Origin of the sequence: Caballeronia sp. GAFFF1, from assembly GCF_023630705.1 — a bacterium.
GTDB lineage: Bacteria > Pseudomonadota > Gammaproteobacteria > Burkholderiales > Burkholderiaceae > Caballeronia.
In genome coordinates this window covers 166,632-179,884 of the sequence record NZ_JALQEM010000040.1, presented here as the reverse complement: position 1 = coordinate 179,884, position 13,253 = coordinate 166,632, and the positions used below count along the sequence as shown (strand labels likewise).

Sequence of the window (13,253 nt, the reverse complement as noted above, 5' to 3'; positions counted from 1 at the left end):
CTGCTTCGTTCCACCGCAGGGAGACTATTCATGCCTTATTCCTATGCCCGGCTGCCCGACATCGTTTCTTACGAGAAGTGGATGCGCAAGACGTCGTCGCGCTTGCAGGTTCGCAGCGCGGCGCTCAAGCGCCTCGACGAGCAGATACTCCAGTACGGACGTAATCGCACCGCGTATCGCTTCCACGAACTCGTCAACGCCTTCGACAACTGGAAGGCGTCCATCGGACCCGGCGATGCCTGGAAAGAAAGCTTGCGCAACGATTCGGACTACTTCACGCTTCTCGACCGGCAGCTACGCGGCCAGGGCGACACCGACGCAGCCGCGGGCGCGATGGACTTCATGACGCCCGCGCTGATTAATTCGCGGCTCGGCGTACTGTACCTGTTCGGCAATATGGAGATCGAGGACGACACGTTTCAGGTGTTGCTCGACGGCGCGTTCGAAGTCACGAACGCCGGTCTCGGGCTCGCGCCCGAATCGAATGCCGCGGCATCGCGCGCCGCCGAAGTGCTCGAGAACAGTCTCGTGCAAAAGTCCGCGTCCGTCGCGCTCGAACAGGTGCAGAAGAAGATCAAGAAGCACAAGGGCCAGAAACGCGTCGATGCGAAGGAGTTGAATAACAGCACCGTGAGCCTGCCCGCGCTTGGCAGCGCCGCCCGGCGGCTCTACGACTCGATCCGCGCGAAGGTGGAAGAAGCCGCGAAAAAGCTGTGGGAGACGATACGCAACAAAGTGACGGACATTCGCAACGATCCCGGCGCGTTCGCGCTCGACACCATGCCGGGACTGTTGCGCAAGCTCGTGGACACGCTGTGCGCGAAGCTCTTCGCGAGCGTCGCGCCCTTCATCGGCGCGGGCCTCGACATTGCGAAGGGCATCGCCAATACGGTCGACAGCAGCATTACCAAGTATCGCGAATGGGTGGCCGGTCGCGATGTCGACGTGCTTGCCGGGCATCCGGGCACGATCATCGAAGCCATCCGGCGTGCGATGAAGCTCTCCATCGGCGCGGGCGTGTACGACCTGGTGAAAGGCGGCGCGAGCCTCGGCATGCAGTTCGCGAGCCAGGGCGCATCGACTATCGTCGATGTCGTCGTATCCATCGTCGAAACGCTCGCCAAGACCATCTGGAAGCTGGTGGAGATCCGACGCATCAAACGGTTCTGCGAACTGGCGCGAAAGCACTGGCAGGCGCGCATGGAGCGCGATGCGCTGCATACGCGGCCCGTTGCCTTCAACAGCTGGTACAAGGGCTACGCGGTCTCCATACCGGCGCTCTCCGTGCTCACGCTGAACTCGGGCATCTGCGGCGACAAGATGCACTTTCTCGCGATGTTCAAGGACGACGAGACGGTCATTAGCGAGGCGGCCTTCGCATCGGGCTGCCGGTACATCGACAGCCTCAAGGTGTGGGGTGCCGACTATCTGAACGACTCGGGCTTCACGTTCAAGTCGGACGACCCGATGATCCAGGGCTTGCTCAAGCTGGCGGTCAGCCACACGGAGGAACAGACCTGGGATCTGAAACTCCGCAAGGCCGTCCTCGGTTTTCTCAACGCATAACAAGGCAGGACGATGAACGCTCGCTCTGCCCTGCGATGCTCGCGTGTCTGCGCCTTGCTGGCGTGCCTTTGTGCTGCGTCGGCTGCGCATGCCGCCCATGCAACGCTCACGCCCGAAGGGCCGGTCACGCTGATTCGCGCCACGACCGTCTATCGCGTGAATGCGCCCGTTGCGCTGGAGCCGGGCGATTTGCTCGCGACAGGCCCGCAAGCAGGCGCGCAGATTCAATACGACGACGGCACCCTTGCCGCGCTTGCCGCCGATACGCGTCTCGCCGTCGATGCCACCGCGTCGACCGACTCGCTTGCGCTGCTGAGCGGCTGGACCAAGGTCACGCGAACGCACGCGTTGCCATCGAGCGCGTTGTCGATCGACACGACCGCATGGCGCGCGATGCTCTCCGACGGCTCCGCTGTCGTGCACGCGGACGCGGTCTCGGTATCGCTTTTCGTGGAAAGCGGCAGCATCGTATTGACGGTGACGGGGCGCGGAGAGCGGCCGCAGCCCGTCTCGGGCGAACGCTACGTGCAACGCGCGCCAAGCGACGCCGGCAAGCCGCTGGCGACGCAACCGCGTCCCGCGCCCGAGTTCATCGCCGCCATGCCGGCGCCGTTTCGCGATCCGCTCGGCCCGATCGTCCGACGCACGGCGGCAAAGGACGACGCGCTGGCGGACGGGCGCACGGCATCGTACGCGGACATCGGCGACTGGCTGACGGCATCGCTGCCGCTGCGCCGCACGTTCGCCGCGCGCTTCAGGCCGCTCGCGCAGGCGCGACCGTTTCGCGCGCAAGTACAGCAGCACCTGCGCGACCTGCCCGACTGGCGGCGCGTGCTGTGCCCGCCGCCAGCGCCGCCGCGCGCGCGCATCCACGCACCCATCGAAGCCATATCCGAGGAGCCATCATGAGACTGTCGCTTGCCGTCAAATTCAACCTCGTATTCCTGGCGGTCTTCATGATCGGCTTCGCATCCGCTGGTCTTGCCGCGCGAGCATTGCTGCGCCGCGCCGCGATCGATGAAACCGTGCAGAACGCGCGCGTGCTCATGGAAGCGGCGGGCGCGTCGCAGAACTACACGGCCACGCAGGTCACGCCGCTGCTTCAGACGCAGCTCAAGTACGGCTTCGTGCCGCAATCGGTGCCGGCGTTCTCCGCCGTCGAAACGCTGATGGCGCTGGAGAAGCACTTGTCCGGCTACTCGTATCGCTCGACCATGCTGAACCCGACGAACCCGCGCGACCGCCCATCCGATTGGGAAGCGGACGTCATTCGTCATCTGCACGACAAGCCGGAACTGAAGGAAATCGTCGGATTGCGCGATACGCCGTCGGGCAAGGCGCTCTATATCGCGCGCCCCAACCGCATTACCGACGCCGCCTGTATGGAATGCCACAGCGTGCCGTCGCGCGCGCCGCGAACGCTCATCGACAAATACGGTCCCGACAACGGCTTCAACTGGGCGATGCACGAAGTGATCGGCGCGGACTTCGTATCGGTGCCGATGGCTCTGCCCGTCGCGCGCAGCGATGCGTTGCTGCGCACCTTCCTCGCCTCGCTGCTCGGCGTGTTCGCGCTGCTTCTGCTCGCGCTCAACGCGATGGTGCATCTGCTCGTGACGCGCCGCATCCGTGCGCTGTCGCGTGCCGCGGATCAGGCGAGCCTCGGCGAACTCGACGACGCCACGTTCAACGAACGCGGCCGCGACGAGATCGCTTCGCTCGCGGCATCGTTCGCGCGCATGAAGACGAGCCTCGTCGAGGCATTCCGCATGATCGAGGCGTAGCGAACCATGACGGCCACCACGGAACCGCGCGTGACTTCGCTCGGCAAGTACCGCGTCGGCGAGACGCTCGGCGCGGGCGCGATGGGTATCGTCTATCGCGCGTTCGATCCGGATATCGAGCGTCACGTCGCGATCAAGACGGTTCGCCGCGAACTGCTCGCGAACGGCGAAAGGGCGAGCCTCATCGCGCGCTTTCGCAATGAAGCGCAGGCGGCGGGACGGCTCGCGCATCCGAATATCGTCGGCGTCTACGACTTCGGCCAGACCGCCGACACCGCGTACATCGTGATGGAACTCGTGAGCGGCCAGAGCCTTAAGAGCGTGCTCGAAGGCGGCCGCGTACCGGATTTCGCGACCGCACTCGACTGGTTCGCGCAACTGCTCGCGGCGCTCGGCTTCGCGCACGAACGCGGCGTCATCCATCGCGATATCAAGCCGGCCAATCTGCTGATCGACGGGCAAGGCCGGCTCAAAGTGACGGACTTCGGCATCGCGCATGTCGAGTCGTCGTCATTGACGATGGTCGGCGCCATGATCGGCACGCCGGGCTATATGTCGCCGGAGCAGTTTTCGGGCGATGTCATCGACGCGCGCTCGGATCTGTTCTCGGCGGCGGTCGTCCTGTATCAGACGTTGACCGGACAGCGCGCGTTCGCGGGCGCATCGCAGGCCGCGGTCATGCAGCAGGTCATGCACGACACGCCGCCGTTGCCGTCCGCCTGCAATCCTGCCCTGCCGCCCGCCCTCGACGCGGTGCTCATGCGCGCCCTGAGCAAGGAACGCGAGGCGCGTTATGCGACCGCAGCCGCGCTCGCCGAGGCGCTGCGCGAAGCGGCCGGCACGGCGGCGCGCCGCGACGACGATCGCACGGTGCTAGAAGCGCGGACAGCTTCACATGCGCCACCGTCACGGTGCGCTTCTCTGCCTTCGCTCACGCAGTGGCCCGACGGCACGCTTGCGCAGTTGGAAGCGTGCCTCGCCGCGCAGATCGGCCCCGTCGCGCGACTGCTCGTGCGGCGATGCGCGCAGCGTGCGGCCGACCTTGCCGCGCTCGTTACGCTGGTCGCGCCGAGCATTCCATCGGAGAAAGCGCGGGCGCAGTTCATCGCGGCATTCGCGAGCGACGCTTCGATTGCCGCTTCGCGTACCGGCCACGCGCAGAGTTCGCTTCCCCCGGAAGAAGTGCAGGCCGCGGCGCGCAAGCTCGCCGTCTATCTCGGCCCCATCGCGGTCATCCTTGCGAAACGGGAAGCGGCGCGCGTGCAAGACATCGGCGCGCTGCATGCAAGGCTCGCGGCCGCCATCTCGAATCCGCGAGACCGTGAGCTTTTCTCACGCGACGTCGGTTTGTTGTGACCCGACACCGGAAGACTGCCGCATGAACCGCAAGCCATCGCCCACCTTTACGCCGGTTCGTCTCGCGGGCTGCCGCGCGTCCGGCGCCACCGATGCGGGCCGCGTGCGCCGCGAGAATCAGGACCGCTTCGTGATCGATCCGCGCGCGCGTCTCATTGCCGTCGCGGACGGCATGGGCGGGCACGCGTTCGGCGCGCGGGCCAGCGCGCTTGCGCTGGAGCGCATCGCCGCATCGTTGGCGCTCGCGGTCGATGACATCGCGGCGATTTCGTCCGATGCATCGCGCGACGACGATCCCGACGCCACGGTGCTCGACGCATCGCTCAATGCGACCCGCGTGCTCGCGGCCGCGCTCGACGATGCAAACGCGACGCTCTACGCCATCAATCTGCGCGAGGGTATCGGCACGCATCGGTCGATGGGCACGACCGTCACCGGAATCTGGCTGCCGCGCGCCGCTTCCGTTCTCTTTGCGTTTCATGTGGGCGACAGCCGGCTGTATCGCTGCCGCGACGGCGCGCTCGCGCAACTGACGCGCGATCAGACGCTTTTGCAGCGCGCGCTCGAAACCGGCGACTTCGAGTGTCTGCCGCCGCGCAACCTGCTGTTGCAGGCGCTCGGCCCGGAGCCGTCGATCACGCCGGAAATCAGCGCGCACGCCGCGCGCCCCGGCGACCGCTTCTTGCTATGCAGCGACGGTTTGCACGGCGAAGTCTCGCATTGCGAGATCGAGCGCGTGCTCGCGCAGACGCAGCCCGAACACGCGGATGCGGCATGCCGGCGTCTCATCGAGCTCGCATGCGAGGCGGGCGGCAAGGACAACGTGACCGCGGTGATCGCTTGCGTGGATGGCGGCTAGGAAGCGCGGCCGTCTAGGGAGGCAGTGACGAAAGCGGCGGCGGGCCAAACGGGCCTCGCCGCCTTCGTGCCATCAGCCGCCCGCCCTTGCGGCGGCGCATCAGCAAGCGCAAACCATGACACATCGCATGGGGCGAGACGCGCTTTCGGCATCAGCGTGGAGAGTGCCAGTCGAACTGGCCGGCCGCATGCCGCACGCTACCGTGCGATCGACTGCGCGATTGGCGATCAGAAAGCGCGGCCGTCGAATAGCGCGGCGACGAAAGCGGCGTCGGGCAGACCGCGTACCGCACGCACACGCCCTTTGCACCCGCCAAGCGCAGCGGTGTCGGACGCATCCGAAAGCACGATCAACGCCGCGTCGAGACCCGAGAGACGCGTGTCCGGCAACAGCGTGGAAAGTGCCAGTCGAACCGGCCGGCCGCATGCCGCACGGACCACGCGACCATGTCACGGCCTGCGCGGATGGCGATCAGAAAGCGCGGTCGTCGAATAGCGCGGCGACAAAAGCGGAGTCGGCGACCCGCGTACCGCACGCACACGCCCTTTACACTCGCCCGCGCGGCGGCGGCGCACGCATCCGAAACCACGATCTACTCCGCGTCGAGACCCTAGAGACGCGCGTTCCGTACCAGCGTGGAGAGTGCCAGTCGAAGTAGTCGGCGGCATGCCCACGCAGAATGCTACCGTGCGATCGTCTGCACGAGTGGCGACTACGAAGCGCGGCCGTCGGACAGCGCAGCGGCGAAGGCGGAGTCGGCGACCCCGTACCGCACGCACACGCCTTCTCCGCCTGCCAAGCGCGGCGGCGCATCGCCTTTCTCGCACGCATCCGAAAGCGCGACCAACATCAACGTGGAAAGTGCCAGTCGAACTGGCCGGCCGCATGCCGCACAGACCACGCGACCATGTCACGGCCTGCGCGAATGGCGATCAGAAAGCGCCGCCGTCGAATAGCGCGGCGACGAAAGCGGCGTCGGGCAGACCGGCCGCCGCGCGCACATCCCCTTCGTGCCACCAGACGCACCGGCCCTTCGCTCCCGCCATCCTCGGCGGCGCTTCGCCCTCGTCGCTCGCATTCGAAAGCGCGCTCAACTCCGCGTCGAAATCGGCGAGGCGCGCGTGCGGCATCAGCGTAGTGAGCGCCAGTACGCGGCATCGGGCAAACCAGCCACCGGAATGCGGCATCCAGTCGGCACAAGCATCGGCGGCAATAGGCGCGGCGATCGTCAACGGGAAATGCCGGCCCGCGCGATCGACGCTCGGCATTAGCACGCCCGCCCACGCCACGCTGCCGAGCACCGCGCCGCCCAGCGCGAAGCACCAGAGCGGCGCGGTCAGATAAGCATCGAGCCAGGCCGGACCGAGCGCGTCGCGGCTCGCGAGCAGGCCCGCTTGCAGCATGACGTCCCACGGCTCGACAAACGATGACGGAAGACGCCGCCTCACGAAGTCGCCATTGCTGCGCAGTTTGCCGAAGCATCCGGCGGTGCCCAGCGCGCGCATCACAGCAGATCCGGACAGCGGAACTGTTCGAGCGGCGCGCGCCGGAACGGATTGACGACGCTCGCCGCATCGAGTTCCAGCACAGCCTTCCGCCCCGCAGCTTGCAGGGTCAGCGTATAACGATCCGGTTCGCGCGTCGCGTCGAGCCTGCCTGCATCGAGCAGATGCAGCAGCGCCCACGGACCGCTCGCCTGAAACGATGCGTCGCCCGAAGGCGGATCGAACTGGGCGCTCGCGCGGCCCGTGCTTTTGTTGCCCGGCCATTGGAGCAGCGCCGACTGCGCGCCATCGGCGCTGACGGCGAACTGCTGTCCGTCGACATCCAGATTCAGGCGCGCGACGGACGCATCCAGCGCGAGCGCCTTCACGCGAAAGCGCATGGCGACAGTGCGGCTGCCGTCGCCGAAAAATGCATCGCGGATCTGCGCCGCGCGCTGGAACTGCGCGAGCGCATCACGCGGCAAACCAGCCGGCGTCGCGCCCGCGCGCCATTGCCAGACCGGCTTGCTCGTATCGACGAGCGCGGCGAGGTTCTTCTGAAAGAAGTCGTCGATGAGACCGCCCGGCGCAAAGAGCCTGGCGAAATCATCGGCGGCGGCGTCGCGCGTGGACGCGCGCACGAGCGGATACCGGCCGTCGAGCGCCTTGTGGCAAAGCGGCCCGACGCCCGCGTTCCACTGCGCGACCAGACGCGCGCGCTCGCCGCCCTCGACGAGCGACGCGCCCGCCGCCGCAACCGACGCCACCACGCCCGTCAGCGGCGCGGCGCTCGTCTGGCCGGCAAGCCGCAGCTTGCCGAGCGCATCGCCGGCGGGCGCGGCTTGTCCAAGCCGGCGCGCGGCGTCGGCGGCGTCGAGATAGACGGCGGCGTCTTTCAGCGGCGCGAACGCGCGCTCCAGCGCGGCTGGATCGCCCGGCTTGCCCGCCAGCCGATGCAGCGCGTCGAAGTGGTCATCGACGGCGGTCGCCGCAGCCGCGCCGCCAAGCGTCGTTTCCCGCGCCGCCGCGACGACGAGCCGGGCGAGCGGCGAATCCGGGGCGGACAGTTCGTTGGCAATGCGCGCGCTGTCCGCGAGACTCGTAGCGGGCGTCGCGGTCATGTCGTCCAGCAGGGCGTCCCACGCGCGGATATACGCGTCGAAATAACGCTGGTCGAGCGCCGCGCGCAACGTCGCGAGGCCGTCGGCGGTTTGCGGCAGATCGTCCCGCCCGAGCACCCATGCGTCGCCCGCGACGTCGGCGAGCGCGGTGTCTCGCACGCGCCGATAAGCCGCGTAGCCCGCCCGCGTGTAGGCGCCCGCGACGCCGCCGGTCAGCGACGCCCCGCTCGCCCGTTGCAGCAGAAGCGGCGCTTTCGGCCCGGCGGCGGCGCTCGCGCTGAACGCCGCGAGACTCGCTTGGGCCAGTTCGCGATCCACGCGATTGCCCACGCGCTGCGACAGCGGCAGTTCCGTGAGACGGGCGCGCGCATCCTTGACGAGCGCGTCGTCGAGCGGCAGCGACGGATCGAAGCGCGCTTTGTCGAAGAGCGCGGCGAGATGCGTATCGAGCGCGCTTTTTTGCCCGGCATCCGCGTTGCGCGAAAGCGCGGCGAGCATGTGCGCGCGCACCGCGTTCGCGTCGTAATGATGCGGGTCGCCGAGCATAAGATAGGTGCGCAACGCGTCGTAGCGATACTCGGCTGCGCCCGGCGCGTCGTTGCCGTTGCCGTTGCCGTTGCCGCTGTCGCGCAATTCGAGCGTCAGCTTGCCGACGACGAGCGGCAGCAAGGTCTGGTCGAGCAGCCGGCGATACGTCACGCGCGCTTCCTGTCCGAGCTTGTCGCCCTGATACAGCCAGAGCCGCGTGAGCCAGGGCACCGGCTTGCCGGCATCCGCGTAACCGCCGGGCAGCGCGCGCGCCGCGTCGAGCAGGGGCAGCGCGGCGAGCGGGTCGCTGCTCGCGTTCGCATCGCGCGCCAGTTGCCGAACGTGCTCCGTCTGCCGCGCGAACTCCGCGACGAACGCGCGGTTGCGCTGATAGCTCACCGCCATGCCCGCCAGCGCGAGCGCGAGCGACACGCCGACGATCGCGAGCGCGCCGCGCCGCAGCCACGCGCGACGCCCTTCGAGCCGTGCGTTGACGCCCGCGAGGCCGGCTTCCGCGAACACCACGTCCTTCAGCAGCCGTTCGATGAAATACGCGCGGCCGGAGGCGTCGCGCGCCGAAGCGGCGTCGCGCGCTCCCCCGAGCGACTGCGCGAGCGCGCTGATCGCCCGGTCGATGGGCCTGCCGTGCTGTGTGCCGCTCGTGAAATAGACGCCGCGCAAGAGCGGCGACGCCTCAAAGCGCGTGCCGTGGAACGTATCGCCGAGAAAGCGCGCGAGTGCCGGCTCCAGTCCCGCGAACTGCTGCGGAAAGCCGTGGATGCGCGCGCGCCGCGTCGTGTCCGTTTCGCGCTGCATGCGCTCTATCACGCGTGCGCGCAGCCGCGCCCCGAGCGCATCGAACTCGGCGGGAAAGACGGCGAGCGATTGCTGCGCGCCCGCCGATGTGCCGTTTTCGTCGAGCGGGAACGTGATGCCCCACACTTGCGCGCGCTCCTTCTCGCCGAGATCGTCGAAGAACTCGGTGAAACCCGCGACGAGATCGCATTTCGTGACCACGACATAGACCGGAAAGCGCATGCCGAGCCGCTCGTTCAGTTCCTTCAGGCGGCTTCGGATGGCGCGAACGTGCGCGTCGCGGTCGGCATCGTCCTGACGGATGAGATCCGCCGCCGACAGCGTGACGATGACGCCGTTGAGCGGCCGGCGCGGCCGGTACTTGCGCAGCAGGTGCAGAAACCCGGTCCACGCGGACTGATCGGCGTGCGGGTCGCTGTCCTGCGTGGTGAAGCGGCCTGCCGTATCGAGGAGCACGGCGTCGTCCGTGAACCACCAGTCGCAATGCCGCGTTCCGCCGATCCCGCCGATGGCGTCGCCGCCCAGCTTGTCGCGCAGCGGAAAGCGCAGGCCCGAGTGCGAAAGCGCCGTGGTCTTGCCCGTGCCCGGCGCGCCGATGAACATGTACCACGGCAGCTGATAAAGCCATTGCCGGCCGTTCGCGCCTTTCATGCGCGCTTGCCGCAGCGTCGCGAGCGCCTCGTCGAACCGCTCGCGCAGGACGGCGAGTTCCCCGGTCGACGCCGGCTGCGCCTGCTCGCCGCCGCTCTCGCCTCCGACACCGCTCAGGAATCGCCGGTTTAGGTAGCGCGCCGCCGCGAGCCGCGCGCCCCATGCGACGACGCACGCCGCGGCGATCGCGGCCATCGCAATGAAACGGCTCTTCTGCGTCTCGAGCGGCGCGCGTCCGGCATACGCGAAAAGCGGCCCCTCGAACCAGACGAACAGGACAAGCGCGGCCACGCCCGCAAGCGTGATCCATTGCGGCGTTTTCATCGAGCCTGCGATCTTCTTCATCGGTGTCTCCTGATTCTCAACTGTCGATGCGCGCATCACGACGACGCGCCCGGCGCCAGCAACGTGATCTCGACGCGGCGGTTCTTCGCGCGGCCCGCGAGCGTGTCGTTGGGCGCGAGCGGTTCCGCGTCGCCGCGGCCTTCGGCGGTGAAGCGCGCGGGCGTGCCGGTGATCGCGGCGAGCATCGCCTGCACGCTCTCGGCGCGCGCCTGCGACAAGTGCCAGTTGGACGGATAGCGCGTGGACAAGAGCCGCTGATCGTCGGTGTGCCCGGTCACGACGACCTTGCCCGGCACGCTCCTGAGCGCATCCGCGATGCACGCGATCAGCGATTCGTATGCGGGGTCGAGCGTCGCGCTGCCCGATGCGAACAGGTTGTCGCCGTTGATCGTGACGATGGAGCGGTCCGCGCCCTCGCGCACGCTGACGAGCCCTTGCCGAATCTCGGGCGCGAGAAATGTCGAGAGCGACGCGGCGGCGGCGCGCATCGGCGCGGCAGCGACCACTGGCGGCGTCTGCGGCGCCGCGACGCGAATGCGGTTCATCGCGTCGAAGAGCGGGTCGGATGTCCGGTTGAGGCCGACCGCCAGCGCGACATGCGTGGCGGCGGCCACGACGCCCGCCATCGCCACGTACACCCACAGGGGCACGCGCTGCACGAGCGGCGGCCGGGCGCGCTCGACGGGCCGCCAGTGCGGCGACAGTTCGGCTTCGCATGCGCCACGCTCCGCGCGGATCATGCGCGCAAGCCGCTCGCGGACCGATTCGAGTTGATTGCGGCCGCCGTCGATCAGCCGGTAACGGCCTTCGAACCCCAGCGAAAGGATCACATACAGCAGTTCGAGCACGTCGATGTTGCGCGACGGGTCCTGCGCGAGCGTCCGCAGAATCAGGAAGAAGCGTTCGCCGCCGGACGCTTCGTTGTGAAACGTCACGAGCAGGCTGCGGCTGCCCCACACGCCGCTGCCCCACGGCGTGCCCGAAATGGCTTCGTCGATGCAGGTGCACAGGCAATAGCGCGCCGCCGCGAGCCGTTCGGTGCCGATGCCGCTTGCGCGCGCATCGCGTTCGAACTGAGGCACCATCCGGACGAGTTCCGCGCGCAGGACTTCGATATCCGCCATTGCGTGTCGCGTGCGCAAAGGCACGGCGAGTTCCAGCAGCGGACCGGCTGCGCGGACGAGCGGGTTCAGGCCCGTTGCGACGAGGAGCGCCGATGGTTCCCCGCGAGGCGCTGTCTGCAACCGATCATCCGCCGGCGCGACACGCCGGCCGCCCGGCTGTGGAATCAGGATAGTTTCGTCCGGATCGAAGCCGGCATCGGGCAAGGTTCGCGCATTCACGGTCGGTTCCTTCGAGGCATCGGAGAGGTCAGCGGCGTGCTCGTTCATGGGCGTATCGCCCAAAATTCGAGTTCGAGACCGGGAAAGTCGCCCGCGACATGCAGCGCGACACCGGCCGATCCCGCGAACTGCTTCCACAGGTCGCTGCCGCGGTCCAGTTCGAAATACGTGAAGCCCGCGTGAAACGGCAACTGGCGCGGCGCGACCGGCAATGCCCGCAAGCCGATGCCGGGCAACTGAAGATTGACGAGATCGCGAATGCGCTCGACCGGCCCGAGCTTCGCCTGCTGCGCGAAGCCGTTGAGAAGCGCGGCGGGCGCGAGATCGGCCTTGACCGCGAGCACGAAGTTCGCACTTCGAAACAGATCGCGATCCGGCACGATGGCGACGCGCAGCCCATATTTGCGCTCCTCCAACTCGATGGGCACCGCATGCGGGTCCATCACGGCGCTGAGCGCCGCGCGCAGCGCATCGGCGAGCGGCGTGAAGACGGCATCGAGCCACTCGTGCCGATAGACCGGAAACGGCGCCGGCCGCTTGCCCGGCGCGGTGAAGGTCGCCAGTTCGCCCGCCAGTTGCAGCGCATGGTGATGCAGGTCGTGCGGATGCAGGCCGGTGGTCGACGCGAGCGCCGCAAAGAGCGGCTCGGCGCGATTGAGCACTTGCAGCAGCAGGAAGTCCGCGATTTCGGCCGCGCCCGTGGCGGCGGGCTGCGCGAGGCGGGCGGCGAGCGCATCGGCGCGCTGGTGCATGAGGCCGACCAGTTCATCGACGAACGCGCACAGGCGGCGCGATACGCGATAGTCGAGGCACGGCGGAATGTAGGCCGCGTCGAGCACGATGCTGTTGTCCGCGCGGCGCTCGACAATGCGCGCGACGCCGAGCGCGCTATGCGCGTGCGCCACGTCCTGTTCGAACGCGAGGCGCAGTTGCAGCTTGCCGACTTGCACGAGCGCCGCGCCCGTTGCGCCCTCGTTGCTGTCGAGCACTTCCGTTTCCGCGATGCGATGCCGCGCGAAGCCCTCGCGCCCCGGTCCGGCCGCCGTCTCGCCGCCGAACGTCGCCTCGGGCACGCCCTGACGCGCGACAGGCAGCGCCAGCACGACAGTCAGATCGCGCGCGTCTTCGGGGACGGCGAGCGGCAGGGGCAGGTCGTCGTCGGCGGGCAGGCGAAACGGCGTGCCGTCGGGCAACACGCCCGCGCAAGACGTGAGCACGATACGGCCGAGCTTCAGTTGCTCGCCATCGACGGCCAGTTCCGAGAAGCCGTACGCGTAGGGCCGCAGCGCCGCGCAGCGCGCGTCGAGCTGGGCGCGCACATAGCGGTCGTGCTGTTGCAGATGCTGCGGCTGGAGCAGCATGCCTTCGGACCAGATCACCTTGTTGTTGGCGGACATCGT

9 protein-coding genes are annotated in these 13,253 nt (G+C 68.2%); 5 read left to right on the top strand and 4 right to left on the bottom strand.

Translation table 11 applies throughout. From position 1 onward, the window contains the following. Positions 1 to 30 precede the first annotated feature (30 nt). From NCR37_RS25025 to NCR37_RS25005, 5 genes are read left to right on the top strand one after another with little or no spacing between them, the layout of a single operon-like run. Entirely contained in the window at positions 31 to 1,566 is a 1,536-nt protein-coding gene (locus tag NCR37_RS25025; protein WP_250475497.1) for a hypothetical protein, read from the top strand. A gap of 12 nt (positions 1,567 to 1,578) precedes the next feature. Further along, positions 1,579 to 2,475 (top strand): FecR domain-containing protein, encoded by an 897-nt coding sequence (locus NCR37_RS25020; RefSeq protein WP_250475496.1) that lies wholly within the window; start codon positions 1,579 to 1,581, stop codon positions 2,473 to 2,475. Beyond that, positions 2,472 to 3,350, top strand: a complete 879-nt coding sequence (locus NCR37_RS25015) for a Tll0287-like and HAMP domain-containing protein (protein WP_250475495.1) — start codon at positions 2,472 to 2,474, stop codon at positions 3,348 to 3,350. Before NCR37_RS25020 ends, NCR37_RS25015 begins: the two co-directional genes overlap by 4 nt. A 6-nt stretch (positions 3,351 to 3,356) precedes the next feature. Then, entirely contained in the window at positions 3,357 to 4,706 is a 1,350-nt protein-coding gene (locus NCR37_RS25010) for a serine/threonine-protein kinase (RefSeq protein ID WP_250475494.1), read from the top strand. A 22-nt stretch (positions 4,707 to 4,728) separates the two neighbouring features. After that, positions 4,729 to 5,565: a PP2C family protein-serine/threonine phosphatase gene (locus NCR37_RS25005; RefSeq protein ID WP_250475493.1), complete on the top strand. Its 837-nt coding sequence runs from the start codon at positions 4,729 to 4,731 to the stop codon at positions 5,563 to 5,565. A 932-nt stretch (positions 5,566 to 6,497) separates the two neighbouring features. Here the strand turns inward: NCR37_RS25005 and tagF are convergent. Genes tagF through tssK form a run of 4 tightly spaced genes read right to left on the bottom strand, consistent with a single transcriptional unit; the run spans position 6,498 to position 13,250 of the window. Further along, positions 6,498 to 7,070, bottom strand: a complete 573-nt coding sequence (gene tagF / locus NCR37_RS25000; RefSeq protein ID WP_250475492.1) for a type VI secretion system-associated protein TagF — start codon at positions 7,068 to 7,070, stop codon at positions 6,498 to 6,500. Beyond that, on the bottom strand, positions 7,070 to 10,510 hold the full coding sequence (tssM, locus tag NCR37_RS24995) for a type VI secretion system membrane subunit TssM (protein ID WP_250475491.1): 3,441 nt from the start codon (positions 10,508 to 10,510) through the stop codon (positions 7,070 to 7,072). The genes tagF and tssM overlap by 1 nt, the downstream gene beginning before the upstream one ends. Before the next feature lie 35 nt (positions 10,511 to 10,545). Next, entirely contained in the window at positions 10,546 to 11,901 is a 1,356-nt protein-coding gene (gene tssL, locus NCR37_RS24990; RefSeq protein ID WP_250475490.1) for a type VI secretion system protein TssL, long form, read from the bottom strand. Then, a complete protein-coding gene (gene tssK / locus NCR37_RS24985; protein WP_250475489.1) occupies positions 11,898 to 13,250 on the bottom strand; it encodes a type VI secretion system baseplate subunit TssK in 1,353 nt (450 codons plus the stop codon). Before tssK ends, tssL begins: the two co-directional genes overlap by 4 nt. Between the last annotated feature and the right edge of the window lie 3 nt (positions 13,251 to 13,253).